The following is a 15885-nucleotide window of genomic DNA, read 5'->3' on the forward strand; positions in this document are numbered from 1 at the left end:
GCTTAGCGGTCCACGTCGGCCATAACGAAATCGATACTACCCAGGTACGCAATCAAGTCCGCGACCATCTCGCCTTTGATCACCGAAGGGATCTGCTGCAAGTGCGCGAAGCTTGGGGTACGAATCCGGGTGCGGTAGCTCATGGTGCCGCCATCGCTCGTCAGGTAATAACTGTTGATACCCTTGGTCGCTTCGATCATCTGGAAGGATTCGTTGGCCGGCATCACCGGGCCCCACGAAACTTGCAGGAAGTGCGTGATCAGGGTTTCGATGTGCTGCAGCGTGCGCTCTTTCGGCGGCGGCGTGGTCAGCGGGTGATCCGCCTTATACGGGCCGGCCGGCATGTTGCGCATGCACTGCTCGATGATCTTCAGGCTCTGGCGCATTTCTTCGACGCGCACGATGCAACGGTCGTAGGCATCACCATTGGCCGCCAGCGGGACTTCGAATTCGAAGTTCTCGTAGCCGGAGTACGGGCGCGCTTTACGCAGGTCGAAATCGCAACCGGTGGAACGCAGGCCAGCACCGGTGACGCCCCATTCCAGGGCTTCCTTGGTGTTGTACTGGGCGACGCCGATGGTGCGGCCCTTGAGGATGCTGTTGTCCAGCGCGGCTTTCTGGTACTCGTCCAGACGCTTGGGCATCCAGTCGATGAATTCCTTGACCAGGCGCTCCCAGCCGTTAGGCAGGTCATGGGCGACACCGCCGATGCGGTACCAGGCCGGGTGCAGGCGGAAGCCGGTGATGGCTTCGATGACCTTGTAGGCGCGCTGACGGTCGGTGAAGGTGAAGAACACCGGGGTCATGGCGCCGACGTCCTGGATATAGGTACCCAGGAACAGCAGGTGGCTGGTGATCCGGAAGAACTCGGCCATCATGATGCGGATGGTGTCGACGCGGTCCGGGACCTTGATGCCGGCCAGCTTCTCGACCGAGAGCACGTACGGCAGGTTGTTCATCACGCCGCCGAGGTAGTCGATACGGTCGGTGTACGGGATGAAGCTGTGCCAGGACTGACGCTCGGCCATCTTCTCGGCACCACGGTGGTGGTAGCCGATGTCCGGCACGCAGTCGACGATTTCTTCGCCGTCCAGTTGCAGGATGATGCGGAACGCACCGTGAGCCGAAGGGTGGTTCGGGCCCAGGTTGAGGAACATGTAGTCCTCGTTGGTGCCGGAGCGCTTCATGCCCCAGTCTTCCGGACGGAAACGCGCAGCCTCTTCTTCAAGCTGTTGCTTGGCGAGGTTGAGGCTGAACGGGTCGAATTCGGTGGCGCGCGCAGGGAAGTCCTTGCGCAGCGGGTGACCTTCCCAGGTCGGCGGCATCATGATGCGCGTCAGGTGCGGGTGGCCCGGGAAGTCGATCCCGAACATGTCCCAGACTTCACGCTCGTACCAGCTGGCGTTCGGCCAGATACCGGTCACGGTCGGCACGCTCAGGTCGCTTTCGGACAGGGCGACCTTGATCATCACGTCGCTGTTACGTTCGATCGACAGCAGGTGATAGAACACGGTGAAGTCGGCGCCGCTCGGCAGCCCCTGGCGCTTGGTGCGCAGACGCTCGTCCACGCCATGCAGGTCATAGAGCATGACGTACGGCTTGGGCAGGTTGCGCAGGAAGGTCAGGACTTCGACGAGCTTGGCACGCGCCACCCACAGCACCGGCATACCGGTGCGTGTGGCCTGGGCGGTGAAGGCGTCAGGGCCAAAACGGTTATTGAGTTCGACGACCACATCCTGGTCGTCTGCCTTATAAGGCGGGATGTACAGAGCACTGCCTGTAGTCATGGTTTTTTATCGCTTTCGGTCAACGTAAAGAATGAAGCCAGGTTTTCGTTCTATAAAAGAAGCGGGGCTGGATCAGACTTCGTCGGGGCTGCGCAGGTTGGTGACTGCGATTCGCTGTTCGCGGCGCTGTTCCTTTTGCGAAGGCATCTCGGCGCGGTACACGCCTTGATCGCCGACGACCCAGGAAAGCGGGCGACGCTCCTTGCCAATCGACTCCTGCAACAGCATCAAGCCTTGCAGGAAAGCTTCAGGGCGAGGCGGGCAGCCAGGCACGTAGACGTCCACGGGCAGGAACTTGTCCACCCCCTGAACCACGGAGTAGATGTCGTACATGCCACCGGAGTTGGCGCACGAACCCATGGAGATAACCCACTTCGGCTCGAGCATTTGCTCGTAGAGACGCTGAATGATCGGCGCCATCTTGATGAAGCAGGTTCCGGCGATAACCATGAAATCCGCCTGGCGCGGCGATGCCCGGATAACTTCGGCGCCAAAGCGCGCGATGTCGTGGGGCGCCGTGAAGGCGGTGGTCATTTCCACGTAGCAGCACGAAAGACCGAAGTTGTACGGCCACAGGGAGTTTTTACGCCCCCAGTTGACCGCGCCACTCAGCACGTCTTCCAGCTTGCCCATGTAGATGTTTTTGTGGACTTGGTCTTCTAACGGGTCGGAAACGGTTTCCCGTTCGCCGATGGGGTACTGCTCGTTAGGAGCATCCGGGTCGATCCTGGTGAGATTGTATTGCATCGCCAAAGCCTCATTGTTTCAGCTTCGCTTGCCGCTTACGACGAGCTTCCGGAGCCCAGTCAAGGGCGCCCACTCGGAATAGGTAGACAAGGCCTGCCAACAGAATTGCTATGAAAACGAGGGCTTCGACGAATCCGGTCCAGCCGCTTTCGCGGACGGACACAGACCAGGCAAAGAGAAAGAGGGCTTCGATGTCGAAGATCACGAAGAGCATCGCGACCAGATAGAATTTGGCTGAGAGCCGCAAGCGGGCGCCACCTGTAGGGAGCATGCCGGACTCGAACGGTTCATTTTTGCTGCGGCCCCAGGCTTTTGACCCGAGGAGGCTGGAGACGCCGAGCATGAAGGCGCAGAGGCCGACAACACCGAGGAGGAAAATGGCAAAGCCCCAGTTGTGGGCCATGAGTCCTGTCGCTTCGGTCATGCTGGAAATCCTTAACAGAGAGCAAAGGTCTCTGAGCTCGAAAAAGTAACGATGCAGTGACGATATGTCGCACTGCAATCAATCGCGGTGATTTTATGGCTAAACACCGGGCAAGTAAAATTCCTATAGCGAAATTATTCGATGGAATAAGGACATAGTGCACCTTTGTGGGGCTGCAGCCCTTGCGGTGTGGGCATTAGCGGGCTTTTCACCAATTATGTTTTGTTTAACCTGTAACGAAGTTTTCATGCGCTAAATGATAATGAATATTGTTTGCGTGGGGTTTAAGCGATTGTTTCTCATGTGGCGGGGGAAGTTGCCGTTACTTGCTGGAGTGGCGCTAGTTGGTGGAGGGGATCTTTTAACTGATTTGAGTCGAGTAAATACCGCTCTGGATCAATGTTTTGCGCAAAATCCCCAGGTAGCCAGCATTCCCTGTGGGAGCCGGGCTTGCTCGCGAAGGCGATCCGTCAGTTGATGCATTCGGTGACTGACCCAGCGCTTTCGCAGGCAAGCCAGCTCCCACAGTCGATCTCCATGCACCCGGGGACCTCGGCCTCACCCCCAATCCCCTGTGGGAGCGGGCTTGCCCGCGAAGGCGATCCGTCAGTTGATGCATTCGGTGACTGATTCACCGCTTTCGCAGGCAAGCCAGCTCCCACATTGGATCTCCATGCGCCCGGGGACTTAGGCCTCATCCCCAACTCCCTGTAGCCAGCTCCACCTTGGATTTTGGTGTTCTTTAAATAAAAAAAACGCCCCGAACCAGTCGGGGCGTGATTGTGGTGCGGCACTGCGGTTAGGTCTTCCTTGGGGCCGCAGTGGCCGTGTACGCGGTGCTTAGTGGAACTGTTCTTCTTCGGTCGAGCCGGTCAGCGCGGTCACGGACGAGGTGCCGCCCTGGATCACGGTGGTCATGTCGTCGAAGTAGCCAGTGCCCACTTCCTGCTGGTGCGCCACGAAGGTGTAGCCCTTGGCGGCGTCGGCGAATTCCTGCTCCTGCAGCTTCACGTAGGCAGTCATGTCGTTGCGGGCGTAGTCGTGCGCCAGGTTGAACATGCTGTGCCACATGTTGTGAATGCCGGCCAGGGTAATGAACTGGTGCTTGTAGCCCATGGCGGACAGTTCGCGCTGGAACTTGGCGATGGTCGCGTCGTCCAGGTTCTTCTTCCAGTTGAAGGAAGGCGAGCAGTTGTAGGACAGCAGTTGGTCCGGGTATTCCTTCTTGATCGCTTCGGCAAAGCGGCGCGCTTCGTCCAGATCCGGCTTGGCGGTTTCGCACCAGATCAGGTCGGCGTACGGCGCGTAGGCGAGGCCACGGGCGATGGCCTGGTCGAGACCGGCGCGCACCTTGTAGAAGCCTTCCTGGGTGCGTTCGCCTGTCACGAACGGCTGGTCGTACGGGTCGCAGTCCGAGGTCAGCAGGTCAGCGGCGTTGGCGTCGGTACGGGCCAGGATGATGGTCGGGGTACCGGCAACGTCAGCAGCCAGGCGAGCAGCGGTCAGCTTCTGTACGGCTTCCTGGGTAGGAACCAGTACCTTGCCGCCCATGTGGCCGCATTTCTTCACCGAGGCCAGTTGGTCTTCGAAGTGCACGCCGGCAGCGCCTGCCTCGATCATGCTCTTCATCAGTTCGTAAGCGTTCAGCACACCACCGAAACCGGCTTCGGCGTCAGCCACGATCGGTGCGAAGTAGTCGATGTAGCCTTCGTCGCCCGGGCCTTTACCGGCTTTCCACTGGATCTGGTCGGCGCGGCGGAACGAGTTGTTGATGCGCTTGACCACGGTTGGCACGGAGTCCACCGGGTACAGCGATTGGTCGGGGTACATGGATTCAGCGGAGTTGTTGTCCGCTGCCACTTGCCAGCCGGACAGGTAGATCGCCTGGATACCGGCTTTTACCTGTTGGACTGCCTGGCCGCCAGTGAGGGCGCCCATGCAGTTGACGAAATCTTTGTCGGGACGGAAGGACGGCTTGGCGCCCTGGGTGACCAGGTTCCACAGCTTCTCGGCGCCGAGTTTTGCAAAGGTGTGCTCAGGTTGAACCGAGCCACGCAGGCGGACGACGTCAGCAGCGGAATAAGCGCGGGTCACGCCTTTCCAGCGTGGGTTTTCAGCCCAGTCTTTTTCAAGGGCTGCAATTTGCTGTTCGCGTGTCAGTGCCATGGGGAAAAACCTCGTCGCGTCTTGTTTGAAGTATCCGTTTGCCAGCCATGCATTCATTGCGTGGGCAGGGCTGCTCGCTGATCAGAAGCGTAGGCGCTCAAGACAGGTTCGACGGAGAAGGCGACGGGATGAACGATGGGGCTCAAGGGAGAGTTGAGCAGGTAAGGGCGAACTGCGAACGGTCTTCGGGCGTCGTGGGCCTTTGTACGATCCAACAGCGTGTTGCCGGGTTACCTGGTTAGCTTCCGTCCCTCGGGACAACTTCGTTCCAGTCGCAACCTCGTCAAACACACCTTGTGGGCGGTACAGACACGAATCGGCTCAGGTGGGTAGCTTAGAGCGGCGATCCGAAGGCCCTTGCCAGGGCCCCTGATTAGCGGGAGCGAGGCCATCATGCCCATGCTTTTTTGGATCGTCAAATGTTTTGTAGTGCTTTTTTTCAAGCACTACATCTTTAGTCTAATACGACTCATCAGTCAGTTTTTGGTGCTTCAGTTCAGGGTGTCGACCTTGACCCGCACAGTCAGGTCATCGCGGCCTTGAGTAGAGTAGCTGCGGGTTGTAGAGGATTTGTCGGCCTGGGTCTCGCGATTGATGCCGGCCAGTGGAATCCATTCGCCAAGGCGGCCGCTGATAGTTGTGTCGGTGCTTTGCACGTTCACTACATCGGGACGTTCCTGGCTCATGCGGTCACGGTTGGTACTGATCGCCAGGTGCACGGTCTCGCCGGTAACGCTGGCGGTGACATAGAAACCCTGGGTGACATTGCGGTACTGGGTCTGGTTTTGCGGGCGGCCGTAGGCATCCGGCTGGGTGGTGGTCAGGGGGACGCTCTGGCCGACCTGGATCAGCGCGGGCACACCCTCGCTCGCCTGGATCTGCTGGATGCCACCGTCGCGGCTGGCAGTGCCGTAGCTGATGATGCGGGTCTGGCTGTCACCGCTGTTCTGCTGGTTGTTTTCATTGCTGTCGACCGTGATCAGCAGGCGCTTGGCCGGCGTGTCCAGCTGCGCGAGCAGGGCGCGCAGGTCCTGGATCTTGCCGGGGTCGGCGTTAACAATAAGCTGGTTGCCGTAGGCGCTGACGGTGCCGTCCTTGCCGATGAAATTCTGCGCCACCGGCAGCAGGTCGGCGCTGGTACGGTTGCTGAGGTTGACGACTTCGGTGTCGGCCATGGCCGAACAGCTGGCAGCCAGGAGGAGGGCGGTGAGCAGGGTGCGTAGGGACATGTCCGTTATCTCTGCGAGTCATTTGGGCGTGATAGTGCCAGTTTGTCGGCCTGGCAGGGCGCAAGTTGAATCGTAGACGGCAAAATGCCCTGGCAAGGCAGGGCATTGTTGGTTTTGCTGAAATAGCTATCGGGGGCAAGCCCCCTCCCACACTTGGCCGCATTCAAAGTATGTACTCGGTCAAATGCGGGAGCTGGCTTGCCGGCGATAGCAGCGGCGCGGTATTGGATCAATCCCCGCGCACCATATCCACATGCGGAATCCCGACTTCAAGGAACTCGTCACTGACGATCTTGAAACCCAGGCGCTCGTAGAATGGCGCCGCATACACCTGTGCGCTGAGAAATTGCCGGGTCTGGCCGCGTTGCTCGGCCGCGCCAATTACCGCTTCCATCAGCTTGTCGCCGACCTTCAGGCCGCGCCAGTCCTTAAGTACCGACACGCGGCCGATCTCGCCGCTGGGCAGCAGGCGCGCAGTACCGATCGGAAAGTCGCCTTCGAAGGCTAGGAAATGCACTGCGTCTGCGTCGTCCGCATCCCACTCCAGCTCAGGTGGGACCGATTGTTCAGCGACAAAGACCGCTTCACGAATGCGCCGAATCTCGGCGATATCCTTTTGCCAGTCCGCGACACTTACGTGAATCTTATTCATCGGCAAACCCCAGGCTTCCTTGCTTGACCAGCTCGCACAGCAGGTCGCGGCCATCTTCGTCGGCCAGCCATTCGCCAAGGTTCTCGCTGTGCAGCGCATCGGCAGAGCACACCAGCTTCAGCAGCTCACGCAATTTGCCCGGCAGGTAACGGCTCTGGCCGCTGGCGAACAGCAGCACGTCGTCGTCGACTTCGGACCAGGCCAGGCGCGCGCTCGGGTTGCGTACCAGGATCGCACCGTCTTGCAGGCTGGTGACGAAGTCGTCTTCGCCCAGCTCTTCGCCGGCTACCAGTTCCGGGTAGCGCGGTTCGGTCATGAACTGGCCGAACCAGGTCAGCAGCATGCGCTCGTCGCTCATGTGCTCGGCCAGCAGGCTCTTGAGGCGGTCGAGTGCATCACTCTGGATCTGGTGCGGATCGCTGACCGGCTGGGCATCGGCGTCGGTGTAGCGCTCTTCGTCGGTCAGGTACTGGCTGAGGAAGTCGGTGAAGTGGGTCAGCACTTCAGCTGCGCTCGGCGCGCGGAAGCCGACCGAGTAGGTCATGCAGTCATCTTCGGCAATGCCGAAATGCGCCAGGCGCGGCGGCAGGTAGAGCATGTCGCCCGGTTCCAGGACCCATTCGGCGCTCTCTTCGAATTCGGCGAGGATGCGCAGGTCGGCGTGTTGCAGCAGCGGGCTTTCGGCGTTGCACATCTGGCCGATCTTCCAGTTGCGCTTGCCCTGGGCCTGCAGCAGGAACACATCGTAATTGTCGAAGTGCGGACCGACACTGCCGCCCGGTGCGGCGAAGCTGATCATCACGTCGTCGATGCGCCAGCTAGGCAGGAAGCGGAAGTGTTCGAGCAATTCGGCGACTTCCGGCACGAACTGGTCGACGGCCTGTACCAGCAGGGTCCACTCGCGCTCGGGCAGGGTGCTGAAAGCGTCTTCGGCGAACGGGCCGCGACGCAGTTCCCACGGGCGCTCGCCGTGCTCGATCACCAGGCGCGATTCGACTTCTTCTTCCAGCGCGAGGCCTGCGAGTTCGTCGGCGTCGATCGGGCTTTCGAAGTCAGGGATGGCCTGGCGGATCAGCAGTGGTTTTTTCTGCCAGTAGTCGCGCAGGAATTCCCGTGCCGTGATGCCGCCCAGAAGTTGAAGAGGGATATCAGGATTCATGTGTAACCTATTGAAAAAAAGCACTTTTCAGACTGGAATAAAAACGCCCGGCGCGGCCGGGCGTCTCAAAGGGTCGTGCGTGGATCAGATGCGCTTGGCTTGCTCTACAGCGTTACCGATGTAGTTGGCCGGGGTCAGCAGTTTCAGCTCGGCCTTGGCCGCGGCTGGCATGTCCAGGCCATCGATGAAAGTCTGCAACGCCTCGGGGCTGATGCCCTTGCCGCGCGTCAATTCTTTCAGCTTCTCGTAGGGGTTTTCGATGTTATAGCGACGCATCACGGTCTGGATCGGCTCGGCCAATACTTCCCAGCACGCGTCCAGGTCGGCGGCGATCTTCTGCTCGTTGAGCTCAAGCTTGCTGATGCCCTTGAGGCTGGCTTCGTACGCGATCACGCTGTGGGCAAAGCCCACGCCGAGGTTACGCAGTACGGTGGAGTCGGTCAGGTCGCGCTGCCAGCGGGAGATCGGCAACTTGCTGGCCAGGTGCTGGAACAGCGCGTTGGCGATGCCGAGGTTGCCTTCGGAGTTTTCGAAGTCGATCGGGTTGACCTTGTGCGGCATGGTCGACGAACCGATTTCACCGGCAATGGTGCGCTGCTTGAAGTAGCCCAGGGAAATGTAGCCCCAGATATCGCGATCGAAGTCGATCAGGATGGTGTTGAAGCGCGCAATGGCGTCGAACAGCTCGGCGATGTAGTCGTGCGGTTCGATCTGCGTGGTGTACGGGTTGAAGCCCAGGCCCAGTTCGTCTTCGATGAAGGCGCGGGCGTTGGCTTCCCAGTCAATCTCGGGGTAGGCCGACAGGTGGGCGTTGTAGTTGCCGACAGCGCCGTTGATCTTGCCCAGCAGCGGGACGGCAGCCACTTGAGCGATCTGGCGCTCCAGGCGGTACACCACGTTGGCCAGTTCTTTACCCAGGGTGGTCGGCGACGCCGGCTGGCCGTGGGTGCGCGACAGCATCGGCACGTCGGCGAAACGGATGGCCAGTTCGCGGATGGCGTTGGCGGTCTGGCGCATCAGCGGCAGCATCACGTCATCACGGCCTTCGCGCAGCATCAGGGCGTGGGACAGGTTGTTGATGTCCTCGCTGGTGCAGGCAAAGTGGATGAACTCGCTGACCTGGGCCAATTCCGGCAGCTTGGCCGCTTGCTCCTTGAGCAAGTATTCGATGGCCTTGACGTCGTGGTTGGTGGTGCGCTCGATCTCTTTCACACGCTCGGCGTGCTCCAGGGAGAAGTTTTCCGCCAGGGTGTTGAGCACAGCGTTGGCTTCGGCGGAGAACGCCGGCACTTCGCTGATGGCGGGGTGAGCGGCCAGGCGCTGGAGCCAGCGCACTTCAACCAATACACGAGCACGGATCAGGCCGTATTCGCTGAAAATAGGGCGCAGGGCCTGGGTTTTGCCGGCGTAGCGGCCGTCAACAGGGGAAACCGCAGTGAGCGAAGAAAGCTGCATGGGGTGTTCTCGGACAGTCGGGCAACGAAATGGGGCGCGTATCATACATGAAAAAATCCGCCGGTCCGTTGCCAACTGACCGGCGTATTACGCGTGGGGCTATAAAAAACGTGGCTGTTGCGACTTATTCGTTGCGCATCAACGGGTAAAGCTCTTTGAGCAATTTGCGTCGGCTGATCACCAGTTGCCAACGATGACCGCCCAACTGGCGCCACAATCGTGCCGAACGAATACCGGCCAGGAGCAGGGCGCGGATTTTCGAGGCGTTGTTCGGTTGCTGCAGGTTGCGCATGTCGCCGTGCACCTGAATCCGTTGGCGCAAGGTGCTCAAGGTGTCCTGGTACAGCGCACCGCAGGCGGCAATCACGTTCTCGTGGGCCGGGCCGAAGTGCTCTACCTGGGATTGGATCTGCGGCAGGCGCTTGCCGATGACTTCCAGCATGTCTTCACGCTTGGCCAGTTGGCGCTCCAGGCCGAGCATCGACAGGGCGTAGCGCAGCGGCTCGCGCTGCAAGGTGCTCGGGTCGCGTTCCAGGGCGCCGATCAGCGCGCGGTAACCTTCGCGCAGCGCCAGGTCGTCGCCGCCATACACTTCCAGTGTGTCCTTGGGGTCGCGGATCAGCAGGCTGCCGAGCATGCAGGTCAGGCCTGCCTCGGTGACCTGGCCGGTCTTGGCGATCTTGTCGACCAGCACCGCGGCGAGGAATACCCCGCCGAGGGCGGTCAATTGCTCCTGGGTCGGGCTCATGCCGGGTTGCTCCAGGGCTCGGCGACTTCAATCACGCCGCCGCCGAGGCAAATCTCGCCGTCATAGAACACCACGGACTGGCCTGGCGTGACCGCGCGTTGCGGGTCATCGAAGGTGGCACGGTAGCCGCTGGCGGTTTTTTCCAGGGTGCAGGGCTGGTCACTCTGGCGATAGCGCACTTTGGCGGTCAGGCGGCGCGGAGTGCTCAGGTCGATCGGGTTGACCCAGTAGATCTCCGACGCCAGCAGCGCACCGGAGAACAGCAACGGGTGCTCATTACCCTGGCCGACGATCAGCACGTTGTGCTCGAGGTCCTTGACCAGCACGTACCACGGCTCTTCGCCGGCGTCTTTCAAACCGCCGATGCCCAGGCCCTGGCGCTGGCCGATGGTGTGGTACATCAGGCCATGGTGGCGGCCGATCACTTCGCCTTCGGTGGTCTTGATCTCGCCGGGTTGCGCGGGCAGGTACTGCTTGAGGAAGTCGCTGAAGCGGCGCTCGCCGATAAAGCAGATACCGGTGGAGTCCTTCTTCTTGGCAGTGGCCAGGCCGTGTTTCTCGGCGATCTTGCGGACTTCGGGTTTTTCCAGCTCGCCCACCGGGAACAGGGTCTTGGCGATCTGTTCGCCGCCGACGGCGTGCAGGAAATAGCTCTGGTCCTTGTTCGGGTCCAGGCCCTTGAGCAGTTCGGTGCGACCATCAACGTCGCGGCGGCGCACATAGTGGCCGGTGGCGATCAGGTCGGCGCCGAGCATCATGGCGTAGTCGAGGAACGCCTTGAACTTGATCTCGCGGTTGCACAGGATGTCCGGGTTCGGCGTGCGGCCGGCCTTGTATTCGGCCAGGAAGTGCTCGAACACATTGTCCCAGTACTCGGCGGCGAAGTTGGCGGTGTGCAGCTTGATGCCAATCTTGTCGCAGACGGCCTGGGCATCTGCCAGGTCGTCCATGGCGGTGCAATATTCCGTTCCATCGTCTTCTTCCCAGTTCTTCATGAACAGGCCTTCCACCTCATAACCCTGCTCCATGAGCAGAACGGCGGAAACGGAAGAATCCACGCCGCCGGACATACCGACGATGACGCGCTTCTTTTGTGTGTCAGAAGGGGCTGGATCACGCATAGGATTTCAACGGGTGTCTTGAAAAAGGACGCGATTCTAGCAGGCCTGGGCCCGCAAGGCTAAAGAGAAGGGCGGATCAGTTCGAGGCTGTGGCACTGGCCGGCCAAATAATCATCGATACAGCGGATGATCAGCTCGCTGCGCCAGTCATTGCGCACGGCCATCAGTTCGTCGCGGGTCATCCAGCGGGCGCGCAGGATGCCTTCGTCGAGCTGATAGTCGGGATGGTGTTTCAGCGCCTTGGCGATAAAACATACCCGCTGATAGGTCACGCCGTTGCTGGGGGCGGTGTACAGGTAGATGCCGACGATGCCGGTGGCTTCCACGTCCCAGCCGGTTTCCTCGAGGGTTTCGCGCACGGCGGCTTCGGTCAGGGTTTCGTGCGGGTCGAGGTGGCCGGCAGGCTGGTTGAGCACGGCGCGGCCGCCCTTGAGTTCCTCGACCATCAGGAAGCGGCCGTTGTCTTCTACGAGGGTGGCGACGGTGATGTGGGGTTGCCAGGTCATGGAGGGCTCTCAAGCGATCAGTGGGGCAGGCGCCCATCATACAGGGGCGCCCGCCGGGTGTTGCGCTTGGTTACCGGGCGGCCTTGGTGATGGCGTCGAAGGCGACCATGTCGTCAATGACTTCACCGCCGGTGGCTTTGGTCTGCGCTTGCCACACGACGATTACCACGTTTTGCGTAGGGTTTATGTAGATGAACTGGCCGAAAATGCCGGCAGCCGTGAAGGCTTTGTCGGCTTTGGACGCGGCAGTCCAGGCCGGCCACCACATTGAGGCAAAGTCGCCGTAGGCGGCATCGGTGCCGGTGGTGGCGCTGGCAAAGCTCATCCAGCCTTTGGGCAGTACTTGCTTGTCGCCGGTTTTGCCGCCACTGAGTACGAACTGTCCGAAGCGCCCGTAATCTTCCAGTGTTGCGCTGATGCCGCTGCCGCCCACTTCGTTGCCGTTCGGGCCGTCGAGCCACCAGTTCGCATCGGTCTGCATGCCATACGGCGCCCAGATTTTCTCGCTGAGGTAGTTCGCCAGGGGCTTGCCCACGGCGGCGCTGACCAGTTGGCCCAGCACTTGTGTCTCGCCGGTGCTGTAGTTGGTGCGGGTGCCAGGCGGCGCGGCGCTGGGCAGGCTCGCCATGAACTTGAGGGCGGAGCCGGGCACTTGTTCGGTCTGCAGCTTGAGCATCATGCGTCGATCCGACGTCGGGTCGGCGTATTTCTCACTCCATTTGACCCCCGAACGCATCGCCAGCACTTGGCGCACGGTGGCCTGGTCGTAGCCGCTGCCGGCCAGTGCAGGCAAATACTCGGTCACTTTGTCATCCAGGCTCTTGATCGAACCGTCCTGCAAGGCCGCGCCGACGAGGGTCGATGTAATCGACTTGGCCACCGACATCGACATCCAGCGGGTTTCGGCGGTGTTGCCTTTTTCGTAGCGTTCAGTAACGACTTGGCCGTCCTTGATCACCAGCAGGCCTGTTACCCGGTTGAGGGTGACGTAGTCATCGAGGCTATAGCGTTTGCCTTCGTAATCGAATGCAACCGGTCCCAACGCCCGGCTGCTGTGCGGCAGTGGGAAAGGGTGGCCGCCGGCCTTGATGGTGCGCACCGGAAACAAGCGGTCGATATTGCGAAAGGTGCTGACGGCGGCGTCGGGGCTGAGTTTGCCGTCGTACATGGTCTGCACGTCGCCAATCGGTTCCTGTGCATGCGGGTAGGGTGGCGAGTGGCTCGCGCAGGCGGTCAGCAGGGCGATTGCCGAGGCCCAGGCCAGCGCCTGGAAGTGAGCTCTTTGCATAAAAACTTCCTTATTTGTTGTTTTCTGGAATGGCTTGAGCAAAAACACAAAGCAAGTCCTGCGCCCACTTACGGAAAAAAGCGCAAAAAAAATCCGGAACCCTTTCGAATTCCGGATTTTGCTGTGGTGCGACGACCAATCAAGCATCGTCACATCAGCGCATCACACCAGTGCAGCAATCGCCGCATTGAGGGTGTTGCTTGGACGCATGGCCTTGCTGGTCAGCTCAGGGTTCGGCGCGTAGTAGCCGCCGATGTCCACGGGCTTGCCCTGCACGGCGTTGAGCTCGGCAACGATGGTTGCTTCGTTCGCGGCCAGGGTCTTGGCCAGTTCGCCGAACTGCGCTTGCAGTGCAGTGTCTTCGGTCTGGGCGGCCAGGGCTTGAGCCCAGTACAGCGCCAGGTAGAAGTGGCTGCCGCGGTTGTCGATGTTGCCGACTTTGCGCGATGGCGACTTGTTGTTGTCGAGGAACTGGCCAGTCGCCTGGTCCAGGGTTTTCGACAGCACCAGGGCTTTCGGGTTGTTGTACGTGACGCCCAGGTGTTCCAGGGAAGCGGCCAGGGCCAGGAACTCGCCCAGGGAATCCCAGCGCAGGAAGTTTTCTTCCAGCAGCTGCTGCACGTGCTTGGGAGCCGAACCGCCGGCGCCGGTTTCGAACAGGCCGCCACCGTTCATCAGCGGCACGATCGAGAGCATCTTGGCGCTGGTGCCCAGTTCCATGATCGGGAACAGGTCGGTCAGGTAGTCACGCAGTACGTTACCGGTCACCGAGATGGTGTCCAGGCCCTTGCGGGTGCGCTCCAGGGTGAACTTCATCGCGTCGACCGGCGACATGATGCGGATGTCCAGGCCTTCGGTGTTGTGGTCTTTCAGGTAGGCCTGAACTTTCTCGACCACGACGCCGTCGTGCGCGCGCTTCGGGTCCAGCCAGAAAATGGCTGGGGTGTTGCTGGCGCGGGCACGGTTGACGGCCAGTTTGACCCAATCCTGGATCGGCGCGTCTTTGGTCTGGCACATGCGGAAGATGTCGCCGGCCTCGACGTTCTGTTCCATCAGCAGGTTGCCCTTGCTGTCGGTGACGCGGACGACGCCGTCAGCCTTGATCTGGAAGGTCTTGTCGTGGGAGCCGTACTCTTCGGCTTTCTTCGCCATCAGGCCAACGTTTGGCACGCTGCCCATGGTGGTTGGGTCGAAAGCGCCATTGGCCTTGCAGTCTTCGATGACCGCTTGGTAGATGGTGGCGTAGCAGCGATCCGGGATCACGGCCTTGGTGTCGTGCAACTGGCCGTCGGTGCCCCACATCTTGCCGGAGTCACGGATCATGGCTGGCATCGAGGCGTCGACGATGACGTCGCTCGGCACGTGCAGGTTGGTGATGCCTTTGTCGGAGTTGACCATCGCCAGGGAAGGGCGAGCGGCGTAGACCGCCTGGATGTCGGCTTCGATCTGTGCTTGCTGGTCGGCCGGCAGGGCCTTGATGCGAGCGTACAGGTCGCCGATGCCGTTGTTCAGGTTGAAGCCGATCTGCTCCAGCACGGTGGCGTGCTTGGCCAGCGCGTCTTTGTAGAACTCGGCAACGATCTGGCCGAACATGATCGGGTCGGAGACCTTCATCATGGTGGCTTTCAGGTGAACCGACAGCAGCACGCCTTGCTTCTTGGCGTCTTCGATTTCAGCGGCGATGAAGCTGCGCAGGGCGTTCTTGCTCAGTACGGCGCTGTCGATGATCTCGCCAGCCTGTACGGAAGTCTTTTCCTTGAGGACGGTCGCGGTACCGTCCTTGGCGATCAGCTCGATTTTGACAGCATCGGCGGCTTCGATCTGAACGGCTTTTTCGCTGCCGTAGAAGTCGCCGCTGCTCATGTGAGCCACGTGGGATTTGGAGTCGGCGGCCCAGGCGCCCATCTTGTGCGGGTGCTTGCGCGCGTAGTTCTTGACCGACAGCGGGGCGCGGCGGTCGGAGTTGCCTTCGCGCAGGACCGGGTTCACGGCGCTGCCCTTGACCTTGTCGTAACGTGCACGGGTTTCTTTTTCCGCGTCGGTGGTTACGGTTTCAGGGTAGTCCGGCAGGGCGTAGCCCTGGGCCTGCAGTTCCTTGATCGCAGCCTGCAGCTGAGGCGTCGAGGCACTGATGTTAGGCAGCTTGATGATGTTGGCTTCAGGCGTAACGGCCAGGTCGCCCAGTTCGGCGAGGTGGTCCGGGATGGCCTTGGTACCCAGTTGCTCAGGGAAGCTTGCGAGGATGCGCCCGGCGAGGGAGATGTCGCGGGTTTCCACGGCAATATCAGCGGAAGCGGTGAAGGCCTCTACGATAGGCAGCAGTGAATAGGTGGCGAGGGCTGGGGCTTCGTCGGTGAAGGTGTAGATGATCTTCGAGCGGGTGGGCATATTCGGATTAACTCTCTTCTTTGCTGAAAGCGTGCGCAGAAACTCGAGATGCGCCGGGTGGAGCGCGTTCGTTCAAAGTCATCCATGAGCGAAATGTCGAGGTTTCTTCGCGGTGATGTTGGGTTGCATCAGTCGAGCGTCAAGCGGGTGGACTATTGTATTAGTCCTGCTTTGTAGCGGAAGGCTATGTTCTAGAGCGGTCCGCCGTCGTGACT

The 15885-nt window shown here is 60.6% G+C and carries 13 protein-coding genes; all 13 read right to left on the reverse strand.

The window, feature by feature from the left end:
* Positions 1 to 2 precede the first annotated feature (2 nt).
* Positions 3 to 1787 carry an NADH-quinone oxidoreductase subunit C/D gene (gene nuoC, locus AC07OJ_RS25110; RefSeq protein ID WP_025858969.1) on the reverse strand — a complete coding sequence of 595 codons (1785 nt, stop codon included), beginning with the start codon at positions 1785 to 1787 and terminating at the stop codon, positions 3 to 5.
* A 72-nt stretch (positions 1788 to 1859) separates the two neighbouring features.
* Positions 1860 to 2534: a NuoB/complex I 20 kDa subunit family protein gene (locus AC07OJ_RS25115; RefSeq protein ID WP_003174719.1), complete on the reverse strand. Its 675-nt coding sequence runs from the start codon at positions 2532 to 2534 to the stop codon at positions 1860 to 1862.
* Positions 2535 to 2544: 10 nt separating this feature from the next.
* Entirely contained in the window at positions 2545 to 2958 is a 414-nt protein-coding gene (locus AC07OJ_RS25120; RefSeq protein ID WP_003219575.1) for an NADH-quinone oxidoreductase subunit A, read from the reverse strand.
* Between the two features lie 840 nt (positions 2959 to 3798).
* Entirely contained in the window at positions 3799 to 5124 is a 1326-nt protein-coding gene (gene aceA / locus AC07OJ_RS25125) for an isocitrate lyase (RefSeq protein WP_025858968.1), read from the reverse strand.
* Positions 5125 to 5615: 491 nt separating this feature from the next.
* Positions 5616 to 6353 (reverse strand): secretin N-terminal domain-containing protein, encoded by a 738-nt coding sequence (locus AC07OJ_RS25130; RefSeq protein WP_120448970.1) that lies wholly within the window; start codon positions 6351 to 6353, stop codon positions 5616 to 5618.
* A 229-nt stretch (positions 6354 to 6582) separates the two neighbouring features.
* Positions 6583 to 7005 carry a GNAT family N-acetyltransferase gene (locus AC07OJ_RS25135; RefSeq protein WP_065907519.1) on the reverse strand — a complete coding sequence of 141 codons (423 nt, stop codon included), beginning with the start codon at positions 7003 to 7005 and terminating at the stop codon, positions 6583 to 6585.
* The gene (locus AC07OJ_RS25140; RefSeq protein ID WP_065907517.1) at positions 6998 to 8164 is read right to left on the reverse strand and encodes a ribosomal protein uL16 3-hydroxylase; all 1167 of its coding nucleotides are present in this window, start codon (positions 8162 to 8164) and stop codon (positions 6998 to 7000) included. The genes AC07OJ_RS25135 and AC07OJ_RS25140 overlap by 8 nt, the downstream gene beginning before the upstream one ends.
* A gap of 84 nt (positions 8165 to 8248) precedes the next feature.
* Positions 8249 to 9619, reverse strand: a complete 1371-nt coding sequence (gene purB / locus AC07OJ_RS25145; RefSeq protein WP_010209589.1) for an adenylosuccinate lyase — start codon at positions 9617 to 9619, stop codon at positions 8249 to 8251.
* A 124-nt stretch (positions 9620 to 9743) separates the two neighbouring features.
* Positions 9744 to 10367, reverse strand: coding sequence for a high frequency lysogenization protein HflD (gene hflD, locus AC07OJ_RS25150; protein ID WP_058425015.1), 624 nt, complete (start codon positions 10365 to 10367; stop codon positions 9744 to 9746).
* Positions 10364 to 11488, reverse strand: coding sequence for a tRNA 2-thiouridine(34) synthase MnmA (gene mnmA / locus AC07OJ_RS25155; RefSeq protein ID WP_106803428.1), 1125 nt, complete (start codon positions 11486 to 11488; stop codon positions 10364 to 10366). The genes hflD and mnmA overlap by 4 nt, the downstream gene beginning before the upstream one ends.
* Before the next feature lie 59 nt (positions 11489 to 11547).
* Positions 11548 to 11994 carry an NUDIX hydrolase gene (locus AC07OJ_RS25160; RefSeq protein WP_065907512.1) on the reverse strand — a complete coding sequence of 149 codons (447 nt, stop codon included), beginning with the start codon at positions 11992 to 11994 and terminating at the stop codon, positions 11548 to 11550.
* A gap of 70 nt (positions 11995 to 12064) precedes the next feature.
* A complete protein-coding gene (locus AC07OJ_RS25165; RefSeq protein WP_495095397.1) occupies positions 12065 to 13282 on the reverse strand; it encodes a serine hydrolase domain-containing protein in 1218 nt (405 codons plus the stop codon).
* 162 nt (positions 13283 to 13444) lie between these two features.
* Positions 13445 to 15670 (reverse strand): NADP-dependent isocitrate dehydrogenase, encoded by a 2226-nt coding sequence (locus tag AC07OJ_RS25170; protein ID WP_065907507.1) that lies wholly within the window; start codon positions 15668 to 15670, stop codon positions 13445 to 13447.
* Between the last annotated feature and the right edge of the window lie 215 nt (positions 15671 to 15885).

Source organism: Pseudomonas sp. GW821-FHT09C08, assembly GCF_059418125.1.

Excerpts from the sequence above, each read along its gene's own strand:
- AC07OJ_RS25120 (WP_003219575.1), bottom strand. The coding sequence starts at position 2,958 with ATGACCGAAGCGACAGGACTCATGGCCCACAACTGGGGCTTTGCCATT.
- AC07OJ_RS25135 (WP_065907519.1), bottom strand. The coding sequence starts at position 7,005 with ATGAATAAGATTCACGTAAGTGTCGCGGACTGGCAAAAGGATATCGCC.
- nuoC (WP_025858969.1), bottom strand. The coding sequence starts at position 1,787 with ATGACTACAGGCAGTGCTCTGTACATCCCGCCTTATAAGGCAGACGAC.
- AC07OJ_RS25160 (WP_065907512.1), bottom strand. The coding sequence starts at position 11,994 with ATGACCTGGCAACCCCACATCACCGTCGCCACCCTCGTAGAAGACAAC.
- AC07OJ_RS25170 (WP_065907507.1), bottom strand. The coding sequence starts at position 15,670 with ATGCCCACCCGCTCGAAGATCATCTACACCTTCACCGACGAAGCCCCA.
- AC07OJ_RS25165 (WP_495095397.1), bottom strand. The coding sequence starts at position 13,282 with ATGCAAAGAGCTCACTTCCAGGCGCTGGCCTGGGCCTCGGCAATCGCC.
- AC07OJ_RS25140 (WP_065907517.1), bottom strand. The coding sequence starts at position 8,164 with ATGAATCCTGATATCCCTCTTCAACTTCTGGGCGGCATCACGGCACGG.
- AC07OJ_RS25130 (WP_120448970.1), bottom strand. The coding sequence starts at position 6,353 with ATGTCCCTACGCACCCTGCTCACCGCCCTCCTCCTGGCTGCCAGCTGT.
- purB (WP_010209589.1), bottom strand. The coding sequence starts at position 9,619 with ATGCAGCTTTCTTCGCTCACTGCGGTTTCCCCTGTTGACGGCCGCTAC.
- aceA (WP_025858968.1), bottom strand. The coding sequence starts at position 5,124 with ATGGCACTGACACGCGAACAGCAAATTGCAGCCCTTGAAAAAGACTGG.
- mnmA (WP_106803428.1), bottom strand. The coding sequence starts at position 11,488 with ATGCGTGATCCAGCCCCTTCTGACACACAAAAGAAGCGCGTCATCGTC.
- hflD (WP_058425015.1), bottom strand. The coding sequence starts at position 10,367 with ATGAGCCCGACCCAGGAGCAATTGACCGCCCTCGGCGGGGTATTCCTC.
- AC07OJ_RS25115 (WP_003174719.1), bottom strand. The coding sequence starts at position 2,534 with ATGCAATACAATCTCACCAGGATCGACCCGGATGCTCCTAACGAGCAG.